This is a genomic window from Vibrio sp. 10N.261.54.A5, assembly GCF_041471145.1.
GTDB lineage: Bacteria > Pseudomonadota > Gammaproteobacteria > Enterobacterales > Vibrionaceae > Vibrio > Vibrio crassostreae_C.
In genome coordinates, this window is the sequence record NZ_JBFRNU010000008.1 from 1 (window position 1) to 23,211 (window position 23,211).

A 23,211-nucleotide genomic window follows, 5' to 3' on the forward strand; every position below is an offset into this window, starting at 1 on the left:
AACTAACACGAAGTCAGAGTTTTTCTTATGCTCTTCTAGCTTCGCTGATAATACCGCCTCATCAATTACAACACCATCATGCTTAGCAGCGATGTGAGGCGATGATGGTAGTAACAACGCGTATGGATTGACGTCTTCGTAAGCAATATCTTGCGTCGCCGCTTCTTGAAGATGCAGTGCATCACTATTACGTAGTCCTTCAGGGGATTTTTCACTCCCTGCAGCAACTGGCTTGTAACCAATTGTTGATAAATCTTGTGCGGCCAAAGCTTGAAGAATCGCTTTTGAAACCACAGTTTTTCCCACTTCGGTATCCGTACCTGCAATAAATAATGCATCAATCATAATTGAATAACCCCTAAACAAACTTGATATGTTGCTGGCAAGAAACCTTGATGGTTTTTAAACTCTCGATATTCCCGTTCAACAAGCTGCAACATGCGGCGACTTGTTAAACCTTGTGAGCGACCACTTACGTGATTAGCGCCGATACCTTTAAGGTCGCGCATCAGTTCAAACGCAGTGTCGTACCAAACGGTGATGGTGGGCAAGTCTAGTTGATGAGCCGTACAGCTAGATTGCGCTAACGCAATTTTTACCTGATTGATTGTAATAAAATGGTTAACGTGTTGATGTGCGTCAATTTTAGACCATGACTTTTCCAGTTCAAACAGTGACCCATCAAGCAAAGTTGAAAAAATTACACGTCCACCAGTCGCTGTAACGCGCTTCATCTCTTTCAAAGGCGACGATAAATCATCACACCATTGCAACGCTAAGCTCGAAAAAACAATGTCGAAACATCCATCTTCAAACGGCAATTGTTCAGCGTCAGCTTGTTGATATAAAGCCACTGATGCACCACAACGTTGTTCTGCCGCTTTTAACATTCCAGCAGATAAGTCAGCACACACTACCTCAGCACCACGCTTCGCTATCTGTTCGGAGAAATAACCGGTACCACAACCTAAATCGAGTACCTTTAAACCTGAAAGGTCGCTAGGTAACTTATCCAGTAGTCGGTGGCCGACATCGCGCTGAAACTCAGCGTGTTTATCATAGGTTGTTGCTGCTTTGCCAAAAGCTTCGGCAATCGCACTTTTATCTTGGCCTACGTAATCATGCACTACTGCTTCTTGTAACATTTACTGAGCCTCATTATTTAGCTCTATTGCTTTAAGCAACGAGCTGGTTAACTGGAGAATCTGTTTCTGACTGTGGTTAGCCGTTAGCGTGATTCGTAATCGAGCGGTTCCGGCTGGAACGGTTGGCGGCCTTATTGCGGTCACCCAAACTTGGTTTTGCTTTAACTCTTCAGCTATAGATAATGCAGCCTGAGCTTCACCTATCACAAATGGCTTAATTGGAGTCTGAGTATCCACAAAGCCTTTCACGCCATTCAGCTGCTCTGCATAAAGAGCCCCTAACTCGGTTAGCTTCTCGCGACGCCACTCTTGTGTTTGAATCATCTGACACGCATGAGACAAAGCCACTGCTTGTGAAGGTGGCATTGCCGTCGAATACACATGATGACGAGCGAACTGAGTTAAGTAATCACCCACTTCTGATGAACAAAGAATCGCAGCACCAGAAACGCCAAATGCTTTGCCAAAGGTCACCACCAAAATATCGGGGGAGATTTGTGCTGCACTGCAACTCCCAGCTCCTTTATCACCTAATACGCCGATACCGTGGGCATCATCAACCGCCAACCAACTGTCGTATTGATGAGTCAGGTTAGATATCTGGCTGAGAGGCGCTTGATCGCCGTCCATGCTGAATACGCCCTCAGTGACGACCAAGGATTGTAGAGATCGGCTTAATAGAGACTCTAGATGCTGCGTGTCGTTGTGTTTAAAGCGTTTCATGGTTGCATGAGAAAGCATCCCCGCTTCCATCAAAGAGGCGTGATTAAGCTTGTCTTGCAGCAGAGAGTCGTCTTTTTCGAGCAGAGAAAACAACAAGGCTTGGTTCGCACTGAAACCAGAACTAAAGAGAATCGCACGTTCAAAGCCCAACCATTCACACAGCTGAGCTTCTAAATTTCTATGAGCAGGACTAAAACCCGTGACCAATGGCGATGCCGCACTGCCAGCACCATAAAGGGAAAGCCCAGCTTGCCACGCCTCCACCAATTCAGGGTCGTTCGCCAAGCCTAGGTAATCATTACTCGAAAAATTAATAAAGCGAGAACCTTCGCAATTAAGCAAAGGACCATTACTGTTTTCGAGCACTTTAAGTTGACGAGTTAGCCCCTGCTCACGGCGTTGAACAAGGGCATCTTTGATACGGGATTTAAACAGTGGCATCGTAGAACATGTCATCTTTCGTTGGACGAGCAGCAACGCGCTCCACTACTTGATCTAACAGTTCGTTTTCTTGAATTTCATCAGGCTTCTGAGCCACTTGTTGGCTGTTGATGCCTAACTTCTTAAACAGCTGCATGTCCGTGTCTTCATCTGGGTTTGGCGTAGTCAGTAGCTTACAACCGTAGAAGATAGAGTTCGCGCCAGCCATGAAGCACATCGCCTGCATCTGTTCATTCATATTCTCGCGACCTGCAGACAGACGAACCGCTGACATTGGCATCATGATACGAGCAATCGCAATCAACTTAATGAAGTCAAAAGATTCAACATCATCGACGTTTTCCATCGGTGTGCCTTTCACTTTCACGAGCATGTTGATTGGCACACTCTCAGGGTGTACCGGAAGGTTCGCTAGCTCTACCAGCAGGCCTGCACGGTCATTGGTACTTTCGCCCATACCAATAATGCCACCAGAACAGATCTTCATACCGGCATCACGTACGTGAGATAGCGTATCTAAACGATCTTGGTAAGTACGAGTGGTGATGATGCTGCCGTAAAACTCGGGAGACGTATCAAGGTTATGGTTGTAGTAATCCAAGCCTGCATCCGCTAACTCGCCAGCTTGATCAGGGGTTAACATGCCTAGTGTCATACAGGTTTCTAGACCCATACCTTTCACACCTTTGATCATATCAGTCAAGTGAGGCATATCGCGTTCTTTCGGGTTTTTCCACGCCGCGCCCATACAGAAACGAGTCGAGCCCGCGTTCTTGGCTTTTTGCGCCGCATCCAAAACACGCTCTACTTCCATTAGGCGTTCTTTGTCGACATCCGTTCGGTAGTGAGCACTTTGAGGACAATACTTACAGTCTTCAGGACAAGCACCGGTCTTAATCGATAGAAGCGTACTCACCTGCACGTGGTTGTGCTCTTGGTACTGTCTATGAACCACTTGAGCTTCAAACATTAAATCCATAAACGGTTTTTCAAGCAGCGCTGTTACTTCAGCAACTGTCCAGTCATGACGAACTTCCACGTGTCGATCCTTTTTTATTATTTGATGTTTCATCTCTATCAATAGAGATTGCATTTATGCTTGGCTAGTCTACCGACAAGCTTTAGACTGTCAACACATTGATAATATCAAAAGTTTACATATGGTTATTTTTTAACCGCACCAAAAATGGAAGTTACTATGGATCTCGCCTTTGATCGCCAGCATATCTGGCATCCCTACACATCAACGTTAACACCTCTGACCTGCTATCCAGTCACCAACGCAGACGGTGTTCACCTAGAATTAGAAGGCGGAAAACGAATTATTGATGGTATGTCATCTTGGTGGTCAACCATCCACGGCTACAATCACCCTGAGCTAAACGCTGCAGCTCATAGTCAAATCGATAAGGTTTCACACGTTATGTTTGGTGGCATCACCCACCAGCCCGCTATCGATCTATGTAAGAAGCTTTTGAATCTCGCGCCAAGTAATCTTGAGCATGTATTTTTGGCCGATTCAGGTTCAGTTGCCGTAGAGGTTAGCCTCAAGATGGCATTGCAATATTGGCACGCTAAAGGACAACCTCGTTCAAAGTTCCTCACACTAAGAGATGGCTACCACGGTGATACCTTTGCGGCGATGTCAGTGACCGACCCTGACAACTCAATGCACAGCCTCTACAAAGGCTTTTTGCCGGAACATATTTTCGCTGATTCGCCAAAAACAGGCTTTTGGGATGAGTGGAACTCAAGTGACATCGATAGTTTTAAAGAAAAGCTGGCAGCACACCATCAAGAAGTCGCAGCGGTGATCTTAGAGCCAATCGTTCAAGGGGCTGGTGGCATGCGCATCTACCACCCTGAGTTCCTAAAACAAGTTCGCTTACTGTGTGATGAATTCAACGTATTGCTGATCTTGGATGAGATTGCGACCGGGTTTGGCCGCACAGGGAAACTATTCGCTTGTGAGCATGCCGATGTTCAACCGGACATATTATGCGTAGGCAAAGCTTTAACTGGTGGCTATATGACATTGTCAGCGACGCTTGCGAGTAAGGAAGTTGCTGACACGGTATGTGGCGGTGAAGCAGGCTGCTTTATGCATGGGCCAACCTTTATGGGCAACCCATTGGCTTGCGCAGTCGGTGCGGCAAGTTTATCCATCATCGAGCAAGGCCATTGGAAAAATCAGACTCAACAGATTGAACAGCTCTTTTCTGAGTTGTTACCACCGTTGCGAGAACATGAACTGGTTAAAGACGTGCGTTGGTTAGGCGCGATTGGCGTCGTTGAAACTCACACACCCGTCGATATGGAAGCCATTCAAGCTCACTTTGTAGAGCAAGGCGTTTGGATCCGTCCGTTTGGTAAGCTAATTTATATGATGCCTCCGTTTATTATCAAACCACAACATATTGAGCAATTGGTCGCTGCTATCGACACAGCATTACAAAATACTCATTGCTTTAAATAAGGCGTTTATTGCTCTAAACAAGAGCGACGATTATTTCTATATATCTTCATTAATAAATCATTTAATTAAACTAAAAGGCCTTACATAAAAGTAAGGCCTTAACTGCTTGAAGGTAACCGTCAGTTTAACGTAATTGGCTATCTTTACTTGCTCGACGGTTAAACAATGAATGTCGATGTGCGTCATGCTCTAATATTGACTGACATTCTATACACAAACGAACGCCTTTGATCGCGCGTCGTCTTTGTTCCGGAATCTCATCACCACACTCATCACAATAACGCAAACCCTCACCACCTCGAAGGTTTCCTCTTACACGAGAGATCTCATCATCAATGGTATTTTGTATTTGCTGGCTGACACTATCGTCACCAGCCCATCCTACGGCCATAAGCCCTCCTCAGTATTTGAACGAGAAAATCTATACCTACCGCGGTAAGAGCATATTATAGCCACATTTAAAGATTGTAATAATTATCAAAATCAATAAAACACTATTACACATAGGTAACAAAAATTATTTATTTCTCGCCACTGCACTATTCTATAGGCAATAAAAAACCCAGCCTGTTGGCTGGGTTTTATAAGTAACCTAATGCTTAATCAATCTAATTAACCGATGTGCGTTACGCCGCCCATGTATGGTTGAAGTACTTCTGGGATAGCAATACGGCCATCTGCTTCTTGGTTGTTCTCAAGGATAGCAACCATAGTACGACCAACAGCAAGACCAGAACCGTTTAGTGTGTGTACAAGTTCAGGTTTTTTCTCGCCTTTACGACGGAAACGAGCTTGCATACGACGCGCTTGGAAATCCCACATGTTTGAACAAGAAGAAATCTCACGGTAAGTCTCTTGTGCTGGAACCCATACTTCTAAGTCGTAAGTTTTCGCAGAACCGAAGCCCATGTCACCTGTACATAGAATCACTTTACGGTAAGGAAGCTCTAGAAGTTGAAGTACTTTCTCAGCGTGGCCAGTTAGCTCTTCAAGCGCTGCCATTGAGTCTTCTGGCTTAGTGATTTGTACTAATTCAACTTTATCGAATTGGTGCATACGGATAAGACCACGAGTGTCACGACCATAAGAACCCGCTTCAGAACGGAAACACGGCGTGTGAGCTGTCATCTTAAGTGGCAGTTCAGCTTCATCAGTGATCGTGTCACGAACCATGTTCGTTACCGGTACTTCCGCAGTAGGGATAAGCGATAGAGTCTTAAGAGGTACGTCACTTACTTGCTCAGTTAGCGGGCTTGTGTGGAACAAGTCTTCGCCGAACTTAGGAAGTTGACCAGTACCGTAAAGGCTATCGTGGTTCACTAGATACGGTACGTACATTTCTGTGTAGCCGTGCTCATCAGTGTGAAGGTCCAGCATGAACTGAGCAATAGCACGGTGTAGCCGTGCAAATTTGCCTTTCATCACGATGAAACGAGAACCCGAGATTTTAACTGCGCTAGCAAAATCAAGACCGCCAGACATTTCGCCAAGATCGACGTGATCTTTCACTTCAAAGTCGTAAGTCTTAGGTTGACCCCAACGAGAAACTTCTACGTTATCGTCTTCATCTTTACCATCTGGCACTTCTGCATCAGGTAGGTTAGGAATAGACATTGTGATCGTTTCTAGCTCAGATTGAAGATCAGCCAATGCTACTTTAGCTTGGTCTAGTTCTGCGCCTAAGTTGCCTACTTCTGCAAGGATACGCTCAGCTTCTTCATGGTCGCCTTTTGCTTTCGCTTGACCAATGGACTTCGATCGAGAGTTACGTAACGCTTGTAGCTCTTCAGTTTTCATCTGAAGGGACTTACGTTTTTCTTCAAGTTCACGAATTGTCTCTACATCAAGGGTGAAGCCTCGACGTGCTAATTTTGCCGCTGTTTCATCCAGCTCAGCTCGAAGTAATTTAGAATCCAGCATTGCTAATCCTATGCTTTAGTTATTTGAATATTCAGTAGCTTGCTACTGAATCACTGCTAAACCCCTAAAACTGGTGTTATTTCGACCAATTTATAACGATTTAATTGAAATTTTATGACTAGGTAACGATATCCAAAAAAGACTACTTTTCATAGCGTTTTTGTGGGCTTTTTGCGTCCAAATCCGCCAGATAATCTAGCTTCTCGCCAATTTTGGTCTCTAAGCCTCGTTTTGTTGGGAAATAGTATTGCTTCTCTCCCATTTCAGGAGGCAGATACTTTTCACCAGCGGCGTAGGCTCCTGGTTCGTCATGAGCATAACGGTATTCTTGCCCGTAGCCCATGTCCTTCATCAAAGTTGTCGGTGCATTTCGCAAATGATGCGGCACTTCATATTCAGGAAGATTGTGAGCATCTGTTAACGCTTGCTTCCACGCGGTGTAAACGGCGTTACTCTTTGGTGCACATGCGAGATAAACAACCGCCTGCGCAATCGCACGCTCCCCTTCAGCAGGGCCAATGCGCGTGAAGCAATCCCAAGCCGACATCGCTACCTGCATGGCGCGAGGATCAGCGTTACCGATATCTTCAGAAGCAATCGCCAGCAAGCGTCTAACGATATACAAAGGATCACAACCCGCCGCAATCATTCGTGCTGACCAGTACAAGGCCGCATCAGGGTTTGAGCCACGAATTGACTTATGAACCGCGGAGATTAGGTCGTACCAAATATCACCCTTGTTATCGAAACGAGCGACTTTCTCACCAGCCACTTCAGCCAACAACTGCAAGGTTATCGCTTTCTCGCCTTTATCGTTGTCTTCTGCCATGTCATACAGCAGTTCAAGGTAGTTAAGCGACATACGCGCGTCGCCGTTAACCAGTTCTGCAAGGCGATCTAAAACATTATCAGCAAAATCAACAGGCACATCACCTAACCCACGTTGCTTATCTTCAATCGCTTGGCGAATGACAAGAGAAATATCATCTGTGTTCAGGGACGTCAGTTTGTAGACACGCGCACGTGACAACAAAGCGTTGTTCAGTTCAAAAGATGGGTTTTCTGTCGTCGCACCAATAAAGGTCACGGTGCCATCTTCGATATGAGGCAGAAAAGCATCTTGCTGACTTTTGTTAAAGCGATGGACTTCGTCCACAAACAGGATGGTTCTGCGCCCTGCTTGCTTGTTCTCGCGCGCTTTTTCAATTGCAATACGAATGTCTTTTACGCCCGAGGTTACCGCCGATACGCGTTCCACTTCAGCATTCGCATAGTTTGCTGCAACTTCGGCTAACGTCGTTTTACCGGTGCCCGGAGGCCCCCACAAAATCATCGAGTGGATATGGCCCGCTTCCAACGCTCTGCGAAGTGGTTTACCTGGGCCTAATATATGCTGCTGACCGATGTACTGTTCGACAGTTTCCGGTCTCATACGAGCAGCAAGGGGACGAAAATCTTCGTCCCCCGCAAAATCTAAGCTGTAATTACTCAATTGCAATCTCTTGATTCGTTGATGGCATTAATGCCTATCGACGTACTACCAAACGATCTGCTTGTTTAGATCAGTTTCTTTGGTCGTCGACCTCGACACCTTCCGGTGCCACAAAAGTAAAGCGGTCTGCTGCAGGTTTACCCAAATCAACATTGCTAAAGGTAAACTCACCTTTTTGACCGTCTTGTTCAATCACATTAAAGCCCTGAACAATGCCCTTTTCGGTGATATTAATCTGGAAGTCACCCTGATTAGAATCGACAGCAGTTGGCGTTAGCGTGAATTGGTTACCCGTTTGCGCCACATTATAATTATCCCAATCACTTTCTTGGTTACGTGTAAGCAGGACAAAAGGTGTCTGTGATGTCGCTTGCTCTTGCCAATAAATGCTCACTTGCTCAATGAACGGGCTGTAGTACCACAAGCTTTGGCCATCAGATACCAACAAGTTTTCATCAGGGAACGTGGTCTCCCAGCGGAACAGGCTTGGGCGTGCAATCTCTACCGTGCCCTCACCTTCCATAACAACATCACCATCAGGGCTGGTCACGACTTGTTTAAAGTCAGCGCTGAAGCCTGCGTTTAATGCCAAGCGGCTACTCAACTCTTCTTTCGGAGAAGCAAACACTGAGAAGCTCATAAATAAAAGTGCGAATACTTTTTTCATCAATAATCCTGTTAGAACATAAGTCGGTCATATTTTCGATTTGACCGACTGAATAGTTATGAGTTCCTACCGGAACTAATCTTTTGGTGGCGCTGGTGCTAAGACTTCTCGGTTACCGTTATGACCTGGAGCACTTACGATACCTTGAGCTTCAAGTTGCTCGACAATACGTGCAGCACGGTTGTAGCCAATCTTGAATCGACGCTGTACACCTGAAACTGAGCCACGACGTGAATGAACAACGTGTTCTACCACCTGATCAAACAGAGGATCGACCTCTTCATCACCTTCCATCTTCTCACCCGGAAGCAAGGTTTCTGGAGTTTGTTCGCCGTTGGTGATTTCATCAATATAGTTTGGCTTACCACGCGCTTTCCAGTTATTCACGACTGCGTGTACATCGTCATCAGATGCAAAGGCACCGTGAACACGAGTTGTATGGCTAGAACCAGGAGGCAAGTAAAGCATATCACCCATGCCCAATAGTGATTCCGCACCACCTTGGTCAAGGATAGTTCGTGAATCCGTTTTAGTTGATACCGTAAAGGCCACACGGGTTGGAATGTTCGCTTTAATAAGACCAGTAATAACATCCACTGATGGACGTTGCGTCGCTAGGATCAAGTGAACACCCGCCGCACGTGCTTTTTGTGCCAAACGTGCAATCAGTTCTTCAACCTTCTTACCAACCACCATGATTAGGTCGGCAAATTCATCAACGATAACCACAATGTAAGGCAGTTTCTCAAGCAATGGCGCTTCTGGGTCCATGCTGTCGCCCGGCTTCCACAGTGGATCGTGAATTGGGTGACCCGCTTCCGCTGCCATCTTAAGCTTATCGTTGTAACCTTTAATGTTACGAACGCCTAATGCTGACATCAGCTTATAACGTCGTTCCATCTCGCCAACACACCAACGAAGGGCGTTCGACGCATCTTTCATGTCGGTTACCACTTCAGACAATAGATGAGGAATACCCTCATAAACCGATAGCTCAAGCATTTTCGGGTCGATCATGATGAAGCGAACATCTTCCGGTGATGCTTTGTAAAGCATACTCAGAATCATTACGTTCACACCTACCGACTTACCAGAACCGGTTGTACCTGCAACCAGAACGTGAGGCATTTTCGATAGATCAGCAATAACGGCTTCACCAGCGATGTCTTGTCCTAGAACCACTGTCGTTGGCGATTTCGCTTCTTGGAACTGAGTGCTAGCAACCACGTCTGAGAAGAATACCGTTTGGCGACTCATATTCGGCAGTTCTAAGCCAACATAAGGTTTACCCGGAATCACTTCTACGACACGTACTGCCAATGCAGAGAGCGAACGCGCTAAGTCCATAGAAAGGCCAGAAATACGGCTTACTTTCACACCTGGAGCCAGATCAAGTTCGAATCGAGTGATTACTGGACCTGGGAAAATGTCGACAACGTCTGCTTTGATCTTGTAGTCCGCTAGCTTAGATTCAACAAGACGAGCAATTGCCTCTAGCGCATCACGGTCAATAAAGGTTTCACGCTTTTCAGGGTGGAATAACAATTCAAGCGTGGGTAATGGCTCAGCAGGCTTAGGTAAATTAACATCTTGTTGAACCAAGAACGGATTCTGCGCCGCTGCCATATTCGCTTGGGCTTCAGAAACAATGCTTTGGAATGCGGCGACATCTTGATCTTGATCTTGATGCGCAGGTTCTTCTTCCGTTACTTCTTCCCAAGGAAGATCAACAGTTGGCTCTAGGTTTTGTGCTGTTGGCAGTTCAGGTTCTGAATGTTCTTCTTGATAAGGGAAAGGTTCAAACTGTTCTTCGATTAATGCTGCGTCAGCTAATTCAGCTTCAGCCTGTTCTGATTCAAGCTCTGAGCCCTGTTGGTAGCTTTGCTCTTCCGTAACATCAAACGGTGAAGGTTGTGCAGAGAAATCGTCTTCCACGGTTGCTTCTGGCTCGCCCATAGGTGAAGCGTATAAAGATTCAGGTTGAACATCTTCAGAACCAAATTCGCCATTTACTTGTGGTGAGCTATCTAATTCTGGTTCAGCACTTCTAAGGTCAGCATGAGCAGGGCCAACTTCTGGTTGTTCGTTCTGCATGTATTGTTGGTAAGCAACCTGAGAATCATGCGCGTCAACCTGATCTTGTTCTGCTAGGTCATCTTCATACATGGCCGCATTTTCTAGCTGCTCTATCGTTGCATTCAACTGTTTAGAGCGCTCAATACCTTCTTCTAGCGGTTCTTCTGGCGCTTGGTAAACAGCTGCTGCAGGGATCGTTTGCTCTGACTCAATTACCGCTTGAGGCTGAACCTGAGGTTCTTCATGAACAGGAGCTTCTTGTTTCGCAGGAGCATCGACAGGCATATGAATATTGTAATGACGCTTCGGCGATGCAGCATTGTCTCGCGCATTTGTCGCCACGTCTGCCGACTCATTGGTCGCAGAAAAACTCATCGCAGGATCTAGCGGATCATGCTCTGTTGATTCTTTGTTGCCTTCTATAGCAGGAACATCGCGGTAAGTTGGCGCTTGATGCTGCTGATGACGTTCTTCGATTAAATCGCGGTCTGCTGATTCTCTTAATTGAGGCTCAAGCAGCTCTTGGTCTTGGCCACGAGCCTTATTAACAGTAGACGTGAAAAATTTGATGGCACATTCACCCAACCATTCCACAATGCTTAGCCAAGAGATACCGGTTAATAGAGTGAAACCAGCACCCCATAAGAAAAGAAGAACCAGCGTACTACCAAGAACATTCAACGTTGGAAGTGCAAGGCTTGTTAAAACGTCACCTACCACGCCACCGGATGAAAAGTACCAGATGTCGTCAAAGTTGATATCCGCTAAACCACAACTCGTAAGAATTAGGATAGTCAGGCCAAGTAAGCGAGTGCCCCACAGCATGAAGTCGATCTGCTCGTCTTCATTACGTTTGCGGAATAAAACCCACGCAGCAACCGTCACTAAGATAGGCAGAGGGTAAGCCAAAGAGCCAAATACGAAGAAAAGCGTATCCGCCAACCAAGCACCTAGGTAGCCACCCGCATTTTGAATGTCACCACCCCACGCCGTTTGCGACCATGATGGGTCTGCAGGACTAAAAGTTAATAACGCAACGGCAAGTAGAATAGAGAAGAGAACACCGAGAATCAGACTGCACTCTTTGAGACGTTGAGAACCACTCAAACGAGGAGACTGAGGCTCTTCACTCGTTTTAATGATTGTTTCTACTTTATTACTGCTCTGCTTGAACATAAACCAACTTAATAATTAAACGGGATAAAAACATCTCGAGCGGCCAAAGCCGCTCGTTTCAATGAAACTACTGTTGATTTAACCATATCAAACAGAAAAACCCAATTCCAGAAAGCAAGAAAGCGGAACAAATGTCCGCTTTCTTTCATTTCACCAATTGTGACTAACGAGTTTTAATCACAAGTTGATTGGTTTGTTTCACTTCTTCCATTACTACGTAAGTTCGAGTGTCGTTTACGCCCGGTAGACGAAGTAACGTATCACCCAGTAGCTTACGGTAAGCACCCATATCAGATACACGTGTTTTTAGAAGATAGTCAAAATCACCCGACACTAAATGACACTCTTGGATGTCATCCAGTTTCTGCACAGCGGTGTTGAATTGTTCGAACACATCTGGCGCACCACGGTTCAACGTAATTTCAACAAACACTAAAAGTGAAGCATCAAGGTACTGTGGGTTCAGCAACGCTGTGTACCCAGTAATGTAACCTTGACGTTCTAAACGACGAACACGTTCAAGACATGGAGTTGGAGAAAGTCCTACTCGTTTTGAGAGTTCAACGTTTGAGATACGACCGTCTTTTTGCAACTCATTAAGAATGTTGCGGTCAATACGATCTAGTTCCTTGGACGGCTTCTTATAATTGTCTGCCATTTTTTATTCCACCTTATTACTTCCTTGCAAAAAAATATACTACAACTTTTTAATATTCAGTATCAAATTTTATCTAAACCTATCTATACTAGATATTAATTCGACAGAATTACCCTACACATAGATAAAACAACCAAAATAAAATGAGGAGTCAGGATGATCATTGGCGTACCTAAGGAAATCAAGAACCACGAATACCGCGTTGGTATGACCCCAGCTAGCGTGAGAGAACTAATCTCACACGGCCACCAAGTTTTTGTAGAAACCAATGCCGGTACTGGTATCGGTTTTTCAGACGATGATTACATCGCTGTAGGCGCATCCATTCTTCCTACTGCTGCTGACGTTTTCGCGAAAGCAGAGATGATTGTAAAGGTTAAAGAACCTCAAGCTGTCGAGCGAGCTATGCTTCGCGAAGGGCAAATATTATTTACCTATTTACACCTTGCACCAGATTTTCCACAAACTGAAGAGCTTATCAAGAGCAAAGCTGTCTGCGTAGCCTATGAGACTGTAACAGATAATATGGGTCGCTTGCCACTATTAGCACCAATGTCTGAAGTAGCTGGTCGTATGTCTATTCAAGCAGGTGCACAAACATTAGAGAAATCTAACGGTGGTTGTGGTCTTCTTCTTGGTGGCGTTCCAGGTGTTGAACCAGCAAAAGTTGTTGTTGTTGGTGGCGGTGTTGTAGGTGCTAACGCAGCACGTATGGCTGTAGGCCTTCGCGCTGATGTTACAATTCTTGACCGTAACGTAGATACACTGCGTCGACTTGATGAAGAATTCCAAGGTCGCGCAAAAGTGGTTTATTCTACTGAAGACGCCATTGAGAAGCATGTTCTAGAAGCAGACCTAGTAATTGGTGCAGTACTAATTCCTGGCGCAGCAGCTCCAAAATTGGTTACAAAAGAGCACATCGCTAAGATGAAGCCAGGTTCAGCAGTTGTTGATGTTGCAATCGACCAAGGCGGTTGTTTCGAGACTTCTCACGCAACCACTCACGCAGACCCAACTTACATTGTTGATGACGTAGTTCACTACTGTGTTGCAAACATGCCTGGCGCTGTTGCTCGTACTTCAACTTACGCACTAAACAATGCAACACTTCCTTACATTGTTAAGCTAGCGAACAAAGGCTACCGCGAAGCACTTCTATCTGATGAAGGCTTCCTAGAAGGTCTAAACGTTATTCACGGTAAAGTAACTTGTAAAGAAGTTGCAGAAAGCTTTGACCTTGAATACGTAGACCCAGCAGAAGCAATCGCAATGTTTAACTAATGATGTAATGACTAACTGAACGCAATAATCTTCTCGTTGAAGCGTTCAGTTAACTCATACACATTAAACAAAAAGCCAGTACGACATTATGTCGCGCTGGCTTTTTTGCATTAATGGATTTAGTTCGTAAAAACACGTAACAGTACGGTTTACCACTAGCGCTCGATTTTAACCCCATGAATCAATAGATTTCTTGGCGTAATACTGCGTTCACAGAACTCTTCAATCGTAGCTTCATAACCTTGCTCTTGCAGATAGATAGCGCGATCTAAAGCCAGCCATATCTCTAATGGTCGTCTAAAGACTTGTTGAACCAAACTCAGCTTTTCCATTTCCCAGAAAAGCGCTTCGCCTTGAATCAAATAAGAGTCAAAATCAATATCTGAGCCCAGCGATAGCTCTTTCACTTCAGATGCCCAACGGCAGAAAGATTCAAAACCCTCAGCTAACTCTGATTTTTTGATGCTCGGTACAGGAATGTATTCGTCAATGTTAAGTTCAGCCTTAAGCAACTGGCTGAAGCCTAGACGATAGCTCATCTCTAGTTGACGATGTCTTTTTACTCTTTCACCACCAGTAACGGTTTCTTGAAGCGGGATTCTCAAGTCGCTCTTACTTAACGTTAATGCTGAGCTTTTCGCGATAGAAGACATCGCTTGATAGTTTTCGTCTCGAATAAGATGATAACAACAAGGAGAAATAGTGACCGCTGGTAGCCCATGTGACACTGACTTTTTAACTAGCTCAACATGAAGATCACCACAAGCATGAAGGGCCACGGCATGTTGGTACGAATTAAACACGTCATCGGCCTTGTCTGAAAACGCATCTCCTTGAACAAAATCCATCGCTAACTTCTGGTCATCCGCAATCTTTTGTCCGCTTTCGCATAACGATTGCTGCCATTCAAAGCTAGTGACTTTTTGATCCGATTGCTGAGATAGGATTCGACCAAGAAAGCCTTTACCAGAACACCACTCGAGCCACTCTTTGCCATGGTGATGGCATAATGCAGCCTCGCCCATTGCGACAATTTGATGTAGCTTTCGGCCAGGAATACCATCAGCAGTACCACGTGGGAGGTCTAAACCAACCAAAGCAGTGTTATCGAACTGGATGTTTTGGGTAGCAGTTTCTAATTCAGGTAGGAAACGAGTCAGTTCCTCAATCAAAAGCTGAGGCTGCTCTTTTAAGGTTTGAATGCTTTCATTATCTAAGCTTTCTAACCAATCAACGAGTGGACGATTGACCTCTTTCCACGGCTGCTGTTGAGTTTGGCATAGGTGAAAAGGCTCTGAACGCCAGTAAATCTGGTGCTCTAGCAAAAATGAATCGAGTATTTTAAATCGTGAATGCATGCTTCCCCCTATGATGCGTGGATTGTAGGGGTAAGAGGTCGAAATGGAAAGGCCCGATAAAGAAAACGAAAACTAAAAGCCCAAAAGAAAAACGGCCTGCAAATACAGGCCGAATAAGAATCAAAATTTACACGATGAGATTAACGAACTGGCAGTTCGATATCTTTAAACATCTCTTCGATCTCTTCGTTCGATTTCAAAGAAATAGCTTGCTCAACCACAGGGCGAGTTAAGTGCGGTGCAAAACGCTCCATGAAATCAAACATGTAAGAACGCAAGAAGGTGCCTTTTCTAAAACCAATGCTGGTTGTGCTCGCACCAAATAGATGGCTCGCATCAATCGCAACCAAATCAGTATCTTGCTCGTGGTCAATAGCCATACTTGCAATTACACCAACACCAATGCCCATACGAACGTAGGTTTTGATTACGTCTGCATCGGTCGCAGTAAACACAACACGCGGTGTTAAACCTACTTTGTTAAACGCGGTATCAAGCTCAGAACGGCCAGTGAAACCAAATACATAAGTCACGAGAGAGTAAGCCGCAAGATCTTCGATCGTGATATTACGCTTCTGTGCCAGGGGATGATCTTTGGTCACGACGATCGAACGATTCCAGTGGTAACAAGGCAGCATAATCGCATCTTGGTAAAGGTGTAGCGCTTCCGTTGCAATCGCAAAATTCGCTGTACCTTTAGCGACGGCTTCTGACATTTGGCTTGGCGTACCTTGGTGCATGTGAAGCGATACTTTAGGGTAACGCGCCGTGAAACCTTTAATCACATCAGGCAGTGCATAACGAGCTTGAGTATGAGTCGTTGAAATATTCAATGTACCCATCTCTGGATGAGTGTGCTCACCCGCTACCGCTTTAATACTTTCAACGCGTGCCAAAATCTCTTGAGAGATACGAATGATATCCTCACCCGCTTGGGTAACCTGCGTTAGATGCTTGCCGCTACGCTCAAAAATCTGAATACCTAGTTCGTCTTCAAGTAATCTAACTTGCTTACTAATGCCAGGCTGAGATGTGTACAAACTCTCTGCTGTAGCTGAAACATTTAGGTTATGGTTTACAACCTCAACAATGTACTTCAGTTGCTGTAACTTCATATCTAACCTCGTAATCCTTTACTCATTTCTGTGCTAACTTATTTGCAAAGAGAGCGTTATAGTCGCGTGTAATATAATTAATAGTTATAACGCTTCGAACACAAAAATGACAGAAAAATTGAGTTTTTCTAGCTTAACAAACAAAAATATCACTAACGCTTTGCAACCCAACCCTCATTCTCATACATTAGTTGGTAAGTTTTGATTGCCGATTTCGCTCAACAAGAGATAATCAGAAATTGCAATTTACGAGTGCCGATACACAATGGAATCGTGTATCCTCTCCAGTTAGCTATAGAAAATAATAAGCAGACTCAAATATATGAATATTGGTTTAATAATCGTCTTAGTAGCCGTTCTTTTGGTGTTAGTTTTAGGCTACAACATCATGCTTCAATATAAAGTTAAGGTAGAAACAGCGAAGAAACAGGAAGCTTCTCGTTATCTAACCATTATTGACGGTACAGAAGAGCTGATTGGCAACGCTCATCACATGCCGTTTAGCCAAGATCTTCTTGTATGCTTAAACAATCGAATTCTTGATGCATTAGAAAACATGTATCAACTCGATCCAAAAAATAAGCAGCTTGCCCAACGCATTGAAAGCGTAAAACAACAAATCACTCAGCTAAAAGAGAACTACAAAGGTGGCGAGAGTACCGCTTTCCGCGTACCAAGTAGTGACAAGCAAGCGATCATGATGCTTAAGTTAGTTAAACGCCTGCGTGATACGGTGCGCAACGAGCACAATAAAGGCCGTTTCGAGACTCAAGCTTATGTGGTTGAAAATGCTCGCCTAGAAACAATTCAAATCCGTATTAACATTGAAAATGTTATCAAACGTGCAAACGATTCGATTTCTCGCGGACAACCGGGAACAGCGATTCAGCTATTACGCAAAGGTATTGATGCTTTGGCGACTAAGAACGACTCGTACTCTAATCAAGCCAAAGAAAAGCTTCAACAGATGCTTAACGAGCTTGACCAGAAACGCCAAGACAAAAACGCTCAAGATTTGCAGCAGATGGAATCTAAAGAACGAGAAGACGATATGGATGCCCTCTTCGGTCAGAAGAAGAAATGGTAACAGTCTAACTCAACACTTAAAGGCCGCCTTATTTACATTAAATAGGCGGCCTTTTTTGTAGCTGTTGAATTTCCTTTCTCTGTATAGGGAGATCTCTTGAGCTGTGATAAAATCCCCGCATTATCAACAAACTTTCCCTGACCATGTATCAAGAATTACTCGCTCCAATCCACTCTTTTCTTAAAGCCGAAACGCCAGATTCATGGATAGATGAAGCCAAAAAGCCAGAAAATCTTCACATCATTCTACGCGATCACATGCTGTGTGAACTTAAGGCGGCACAGAGTGCTTTATTCCTTATTCGCAAGTACGCCGTCGATAAAGAAAGCGCGAAGCAACTGAATGAATGGATTTTGCCATACGAGCAATTTGCTTACCGTCGTATCGGAGACTTAGAGTCTCTGCGTGGTAAAAGCAACGTATCCAAGCAAATCACAGCGAAAGAAGGCTGTAATTACGGTGCTGACCTAATCGATAAGATGGTTTTACTGATCAAAGAAGAGCTGCATCACTTCTACCAAGTCATGGAGTTGATGGAGAAGAAAGGCGTGACTTACCAGCCAATCGAGGCGGGTCGTTATGCTAAGGGCTTGATCAAACAAGTTAAGACTTACGAGCCTGATGCTCTGGTTGATAAGCTTATCATCGGTGCGTTTATTGAAGCTCGCTCTTGTGAGCGCTTCGCTAAATTGGCTCCTTTCTTGGAAGAAGACATGGAGAAGTTTTACGTGTCTCTACTTCGCTCAGAAGCTCGCCACTACCAAGACTACCTTGAGCTAGCAGAGCAGATCGCAGGGAAAGATATTTCAGAGCGTATTGCGCATTTTGCTCAAGTAGAAGCTGATCTTATCACTTCAGATGACAACGACTTCAAATTCCATAGTGGCGCTCCGGTTTAAGCTCCACACAGAACATTCAGTCCAGTTTAGACTAATCCAGACTAAAAAATTAAGGCCAGCAATTTGCTGGCCTTCTTTATTTATATCTCAATCCAAATATAGACTTAAGCAAGCGTACCGTTGATCTCTGCAAGTACAGCAGCAGGGTCTATCGCTTGCGTAATCGGACGACCAATAACAAGGTAGTCTGAACCTGATTCAATCGCTTTAGAAGGCGTCATGATGCGCTTCTGGTCACCCACATCTGCGCCGACAGGACGAATACCTGGAGTAACTAGCTTGAACTCTTGACCAAGTGCACCTTTAAGCAAAGAAGCCTCTTGTGCAGAACATACAACACCGTCTAAGCCAGAGTTTTTCGTTAGAGAAGCCAAGCGCATCACTTGTTGTTGTGGTTCAAGATCCAGACCGATACCCGCTAAGTCAGATTGCTCCATACTGGTGAGTACCGTTACACCGATTAACAGTGGACGATCTTTGCCATAAGGTTCTAAGATTTCGCGAGAAGCCGTCATCATACGCTCACCGCCACTTGCGTGTACGTTCACCATCCAAACACCCAGTTCAGCGGCAGCACGGACTGCTTTTGAACATGTGTTCGGGATGTCGTGGAATTTAAGGTCTAAAAATACTGAGAAACCACGCTTATGTAATTCACGAACAAATTCAGGGCCAAACAGGGTAAACATCTCTTTGCCCACTTTTAGGCGGCAAGATGCTGGGTCAATTCGATCGACAAAGGCTAACGCATCCGCTTGATTATCATAATCCAAGGCTACAATGATTTTTTGGTCGTTCATTTCATCTCCTAACGCAGTTAACTTTCTAAAAATTTCTAATCACCTAAGCAGGTGATAAATAACAGTCATAAAAATGCAGCCCGAAAGCTGCAATTAATAATTTGGTCTTAAAGTGACCACAAATCTATTCACCATCAAGTCCACGAATAGGCTTGATCGTCCCCCACCCTTTACATGAAGGGCAGTGCCAATACAAAGAGTGTGTCGAGAAACCACACTGACGACAACGGTAATGAGGCTTAACCTTAAGCTGTTCACCAACCATAGATTGAAGTGTGGTTAAGCTGTCTTTTGCTCGGCCTTCTTCTGCTTCCGCTAGGTGGTAATCGATTAATCGATAAAAACCTTTCATGGTTGGATTTTTAACAAGCTGCTTTGTCAGTAACTCTTGAGCAGAGCCTACATCTTCATGGTGAGCAACCAATTGCGCCAGCATCAGTTCGGCAGATACACCGGCTTTCTTCTGAATACACGCTTTGAGGAACTCGACCAATTGAGCTTCTTGTCCAAGCTTGTGGTAACACTCAGCAAGGGTTGGCAACACCTCACTGATAAAATCGATATCTTGTTCAAGTACCGATTCAAGACAATCAATTGTCTTTTGGTAATCTTCGTTCGCTAAGTGGAACTTCCCTAGTGCGATACTTGCGCGAACACATTTAGGGTCTTCAGAAAGCGCCTTCTTAAAATGCTGAAGCGCTTTAGAACGATTACCATCGGCTTGTTCTTGCATTGCAAGCTCACACCAGAAATGCGCGACTGTGGCACGCATCTTCATTTTTTTCTTGCCGAGCTTAACTAAGATATTTCCGTAATGGATAGCCTTGTTCCACTCACGGGTCTGCTGATAAATAGCCACCAACTGCTGTAAAGCGCCCTCTTTATGGTCAGGTTCTTCTACAAGTTGTTCAAAGATTTTTTCAGCGCGATCAAGGAAGCCAGAGACCATGTAGTCTTTAGCTAATTGTTGCAGTGCGAGATTTTTCTGATCGAGGGTAAGCCCCGAACGAGAGATGAGATTTTGGTGAATACGAATAGCGCGGTCGACTTCGCCTCTTGAGCGGAACAAGTTGCCCAAAGCCAAGTGAGTATCGATGGTTTCATTGTCTACTTGAAGCAGCTCAATGAAGTGATCAACCGCTTTGTCAGATTGGTCTGACAGTAATAGGTTCAAACCCGTCACGTATTGACGGGAGATCTGGTGTGATTGCTTTTGTTTTTCTTGCTGAGCATTACGATTACCCATATACCAGCCATAAGCGGCTGCGATGGGCAAAAGTAAGAACAGTAACTCTAACATCAAATATAGCCTTTAAGCTTTAGTATCAGCAGCGACCTGCTTTGATTGCTTATTGAGTTGCTTCTTCAAGCGATGAATTTTTAGCTGAGACCGCATGTGCATATTACCAAAGACTAACCAAGCAAGGGCGAAGCCTGAAACGAATACAACACCTAATAAACTTGATAGGTGGAAGTCACCTTGCGCTAGCAGATAGTTGAAATTCACAGTTGTTTGGTTTTGAGAGCCTAAAGCCAGTGCAATTAGGAAAAGTGCGATAACGGCGACTATTTTTATAATTTTCATAGTTCATCACTCATTGGTTGGTTAGCTGTACGATTATGCAGGAAAATTACTAATCAGACCACCATATTATGGTCATAAAAAAGCGGCATACATTATAGTATGCCGCTTTTCTTAATTCCGATAAGTAGGCTACATTCCTGAGTTTACTCGTTCACGCAGCTCTTTACCTGGTTTGAAGTGAGGAACGTATTTACCTTCTAACTCAACCTTGTCACCAGTCTTTGGGTTACGTCCAACACGAGGCTCACGATAATGCAGAGAAAAGCTGCCAAAACCGCGAATTTCGATTCGATCACCACTTTCTAGTGTTGAAGCCATATGCTCTAAAATGTCTTTTACAGCGTCTTCAATTTCTTTTGCAGAAAGATGCGTTTGCTCAGCGCACAGTCTCTCAATCAATTCAGACTTAGTCATAGTTACCCTCGTTGGTTTTCTTTTTAGAAATTATAGACCTATCGGAAAAATAAGCAAAAAAAAAGGAGCCTTACGGCTCCTTTCTTGGCTAGATAGCTATAATTCTCTTAATGAGAAGCTATTATTCGCCTTTAGCAGCTTTGAATGCGTCTGCCATTGCGTTACCGAACGCGCCTTCTTCAGACTTGTTCAGTGAAGCCATTGCTTCTTGCTCATCAGCTTCATCTTTAGCTTTGATAGATAGGTTGATTACGCGGTTCTTACGGTCTACACCAGTGAACTTCGCTTCAACGCTGTCGCCAACGCTTAGGATTAGAGATGCATCTTCGATACGGTCGCGAGAAACTTCAGAAGCGCGGATGTAACCTTCAACGCCTTCGATTAGCTCGATAGTAGCGCCTTTCGCGTCAACTGCAGTAACAGTACCGTTTACAAGAACACCTTTCTTGTTGTCAGCAACGTATGCGTTGAACGGGTCGTTTTCCATTTGCTTAACGCCAAGAGAAATACGCTCACGCTCTGCATCTACTGCTAGAACAACAGCAGAGATTTCGTCGCCTTTCTTGTATTCACGTACAGCTTCTTCGCCGGCAGCGTTCCAAGAAATGTCAGATAGGTGTACAAGACCGTCGATACCGCCTTCTAGACCGATGAAGATACCAAAGTCAGTGATAGACTTGATCTTACCAGTAACTTTGTCGCCCTTAGCTTGCATTTCTGCAAATGACTGCCATGGGTTAGCTTTACACTGTTTCAGACCTAGAGAGATACGACGACGTTCTTCGTCGATATCAAGAACCATAACCTCAACTTCGTCGCCAACATTAACAACTTTAGAAGGGTGGATGTTCTTGTTAGTCCAATCCATTTCAGAAACGTGTACTAGACCTTCAACGCCTTCTTCGATTTCAACGAAGCAGCCGTAGTCAGTTAGGTTTGTAACACGACCAGAAAGCTTGTGACCTTCTGGGTAACGCTTAGCGATTGCTACCCATGGATCTTCGCCTAGTTGCTTAAGACCTAGTGAAACACGAGTGCGCTCACGATCGAACTTAAGAACTTTAACTAGGATTTCGTCACCAACGTTAACGATCTCTGATGGGTGCTTAACGCGCTTCCAAGCCATATCTGTGATATGTAGAAGACCGTCAACACCGCCAAGGTCAACGAATGCACCGTAGTCAGTAAGGTTCTTAACGATACCTTTAACTTCAGTACCTTCTTGTAGAGTTTCAAGAAGTTCGTCACGCTCAACACTGTTTTCAGATTCGATAACAGCACGACGAGAAACAACAACGTTGTTACGCTTCTGGTCTAGCTTGATTACTTTGAACTCTAGCTCTTTGTTTTCTAGGTGAGCAGTGTCACGGATAGGACGTACGTCTACTAGAGAACCAGGAAGGAAAGCACGGATACCGTTAAGTTCAACAGTGAAACCGCCTTTAACTTTACCGTTGATGATACCAACAACAGTTTCAGCTTCTTCGCAAGCTTTCTCAAGTACGATCCAAGCTTCGTGACGCTTAGCTTTCTCACGAGAAAGTTGAGTTTCACCGAAACCATCTTCAACAGCGTCTAGAGCTACGTCTACTTCAGCACCAACTTCAACTTCAAGTTCGCCAGCAGCGTTCTTGAATTGTTCAGCAGGGATAGCAGATTCAGACTTAAGACCAGCGTCTACAAGAACGAAACCGTTCTCGATAGCTACTACAGTACCTTTAACGATGCTGCCTTGTTGGAATTCAGTTTCAGATAGAAACTCTTCAAAGAGTTGAGCAAAAGATTCAGTCATTATTTAATCTTCAATAATTAAACGTCCATGGGTATCCTACCGCATGGGGTTGATAAATTCGCCGGTCATCATCCTTGCGACCAACGTTCGTACTAGCTCGGCGAAA

21 protein-coding genes are annotated in these 23,211 nt (G+C 44.6%); 4 read left to right on the forward strand and 17 right to left on the reverse strand.

Annotation, left to right across the window (positions count from 1 at the left end; genetic code table 11):
- The 4 genes from bioD to bioB all read right to left on the reverse strand — a co-directional run.
- A partial coding sequence (gene bioD, locus AB4329_RS02010; protein WP_372137613.1) for a dethiobiotin synthase occupies nucleotides 1-345 on the reverse strand: 345 nt, incomplete at its 3' end.
- Complete coding sequence (gene bioC / locus AB4329_RS02015) at nucleotides 342-1,145, reverse strand: malonyl-ACP O-methyltransferase BioC (protein ID WP_372137614.1); 804 nt, start codon at nucleotides 1,143-1,145, stop codon at nucleotides 342-344. The genes bioC and bioD, both read right to left, overlap by 4 nt.
- The gene (gene bioF / locus AB4329_RS02020) at nucleotides 1,146-2,309 is read right to left on the reverse strand and encodes an 8-amino-7-oxononanoate synthase (RefSeq protein WP_372137634.1); all 1,164 of its coding nucleotides are present in this window, start codon (nucleotides 2,307-2,309) and stop codon (nucleotides 1,146-1,148) included.
- Nucleotides 2,296-3,348, reverse strand: coding sequence for a biotin synthase BioB (gene bioB, locus AB4329_RS02025; protein WP_016792500.1), 1,053 nt, complete (start codon nucleotides 3,346-3,348; stop codon nucleotides 2,296-2,298). The genes bioF and bioB overlap by 14 nt, the downstream gene beginning before the upstream one ends.
- Nucleotides 3,349-3,507: 159 nt before the next feature.
- Between bioB and bioA the strand changes: the two genes are divergently transcribed.
- Nucleotides 3,508-4,785, forward strand: coding sequence for an adenosylmethionine--8-amino-7-oxononanoate transaminase (gene bioA / locus AB4329_RS02030; protein WP_372137615.1), 1,278 nt, complete (start codon nucleotides 3,508-3,510; stop codon nucleotides 4,783-4,785).
- A gap of 124 nt (nucleotides 4,786-4,909) precedes the next feature.
- Here the strand turns inward: bioA and AB4329_RS02035 are convergent, their stop codons facing one another.
- The 6 genes from AB4329_RS02035 to lrp form a co-directional block, all read right to left on the reverse strand.
- A complete protein-coding gene (locus tag AB4329_RS02035; protein ID WP_017060251.1) occupies nucleotides 4,910-5,176 on the reverse strand; it encodes a DksA/TraR family C4-type zinc finger protein in 267 nt (88 codons plus the stop codon).
- Nucleotides 5,177-5,397: 221 nt separating this feature from the next.
- Complete coding sequence (gene serS, locus AB4329_RS02040; RefSeq protein ID WP_017060250.1) at nucleotides 5,398-6,705, reverse strand: serine--tRNA ligase; 1,308 nt, start codon at nucleotides 6,703-6,705, stop codon at nucleotides 5,398-5,400.
- Nucleotides 6,706-6,847: 142 nt separating this feature from the next.
- Nucleotides 6,848-8,203, reverse strand: coding sequence for a replication-associated recombination protein A (locus AB4329_RS02045; protein ID WP_017060249.1), 1,356 nt, complete (start codon nucleotides 8,201-8,203; stop codon nucleotides 6,848-6,850).
- 64 nt (nucleotides 8,204-8,267) lie between these two features.
- Nucleotides 8,268-8,864 (reverse strand): outer membrane lipoprotein chaperone LolA, encoded by a 597-nt coding sequence (gene lolA / locus AB4329_RS02050; RefSeq protein WP_017060248.1) that lies wholly within the window; start codon nucleotides 8,862-8,864, stop codon nucleotides 8,268-8,270.
- Between the two features lie 75 nt (nucleotides 8,865-8,939).
- Nucleotides 8,940-12,116, reverse strand: a complete 3,177-nt coding sequence (locus AB4329_RS02055; RefSeq protein ID WP_372137616.1) for a DNA translocase FtsK 4TM domain-containing protein — start codon at nucleotides 12,114-12,116, stop codon at nucleotides 8,940-8,942.
- 163 nt (nucleotides 12,117-12,279) lie between these two features.
- Nucleotides 12,280-12,774, reverse strand: coding sequence for a leucine-responsive transcriptional regulator Lrp (gene lrp, locus AB4329_RS02060; RefSeq protein WP_004734558.1), 495 nt, complete (start codon nucleotides 12,772-12,774; stop codon nucleotides 12,280-12,282).
- 156 nt (nucleotides 12,775-12,930) lie between these two features.
- Between lrp and ald the strand changes: the two genes are divergently transcribed.
- Nucleotides 12,931-14,055 (forward strand): alanine dehydrogenase, encoded by a 1,125-nt coding sequence (gene ald / locus AB4329_RS02065; RefSeq protein WP_017060246.1) that lies wholly within the window; start codon nucleotides 12,931-12,933, stop codon nucleotides 14,053-14,055.
- A 155-nt stretch (nucleotides 14,056-14,210) separates the two neighbouring features.
- Here ald and AB4329_RS02070 read toward each other — a convergent pair whose 3' ends face one another.
- Both AB4329_RS02070 and cysB read right to left on the reverse strand, forming a co-directional pair.
- Nucleotides 14,211-15,413 carry a methyltransferase gene (locus AB4329_RS02070; protein ID WP_102393838.1) on the reverse strand — a complete coding sequence of 401 codons (1,203 nt, stop codon included), beginning with the start codon at nucleotides 15,411-15,413 and terminating at the stop codon, nucleotides 14,211-14,213.
- A 140-nt stretch (nucleotides 15,414-15,553) separates the two neighbouring features.
- A complete protein-coding gene (cysB, locus tag AB4329_RS02075; protein ID WP_017060244.1) occupies nucleotides 15,554-16,528 on the reverse strand; it encodes an HTH-type transcriptional regulator CysB in 975 nt (324 codons plus the stop codon).
- A 322-nt stretch (nucleotides 16,529-16,850) separates the two neighbouring features.
- Between cysB and AB4329_RS02080 the strand changes: the two genes are divergently transcribed.
- Entirely contained in the window at nucleotides 16,851-17,615 is a 765-nt protein-coding gene (locus AB4329_RS02080) for a hypothetical protein (protein ID WP_017060243.1), read from the forward strand.
- A gap of 143 nt (nucleotides 17,616-17,758) precedes the next feature.
- Entirely contained in the window at nucleotides 17,759-18,514 is a 756-nt protein-coding gene (gene miaE, locus AB4329_RS02085) for a tRNA isopentenyl-2-thiomethyl-A-37 hydroxylase MiaE (protein ID WP_050644556.1), read from the forward strand.
- Between the two features lie 104 nt (nucleotides 18,515-18,618).
- Here the strand turns inward: miaE and pyrF are convergent, their stop codons facing one another.
- The 5 genes from pyrF to rpsA all read right to left on the reverse strand — a co-directional run bounded on the left by pyrF (nucleotide 18,619) and on the right by rpsA (nucleotide 23,105).
- Nucleotides 18,619-19,314: an orotidine-5'-phosphate decarboxylase gene (gene pyrF, locus AB4329_RS02090; RefSeq protein ID WP_017078954.1), complete on the reverse strand. Its 696-nt coding sequence runs from the start codon at nucleotides 19,312-19,314 to the stop codon at nucleotides 18,619-18,621.
- A 124-nt stretch (nucleotides 19,315-19,438) separates the two neighbouring features.
- On the reverse strand, nucleotides 19,439-20,614 hold the full coding sequence (gene lapB / locus AB4329_RS02095) for a lipopolysaccharide assembly protein LapB (protein WP_017060240.1): 1,176 nt from the start codon (nucleotides 20,612-20,614) through the stop codon (nucleotides 19,439-19,441).
- A gap of 12 nt (nucleotides 20,615-20,626) precedes the next feature.
- A complete protein-coding gene (locus tag AB4329_RS02100) occupies nucleotides 20,627-20,899 on the reverse strand; it encodes a LapA family protein (protein WP_017066774.1) in 273 nt (90 codons plus the stop codon).
- A gap of 129 nt (nucleotides 20,900-21,028) precedes the next feature.
- Nucleotides 21,029-21,313, reverse strand: coding sequence for an integration host factor subunit beta (gene ihfB, locus AB4329_RS02105; protein WP_017060238.1), 285 nt, complete (start codon nucleotides 21,311-21,313; stop codon nucleotides 21,029-21,031).
- A 121-nt stretch (nucleotides 21,314-21,434) separates the two neighbouring features.
- Nucleotides 21,435-23,105: a 30S ribosomal protein S1 gene (rpsA, locus tag AB4329_RS02110; protein WP_010439921.1), complete on the reverse strand. Its 1,671-nt coding sequence runs from the start codon at nucleotides 23,103-23,105 to the stop codon at nucleotides 21,435-21,437.
- Nucleotides 23,106-23,211: the final 106 nt, after the last annotated feature.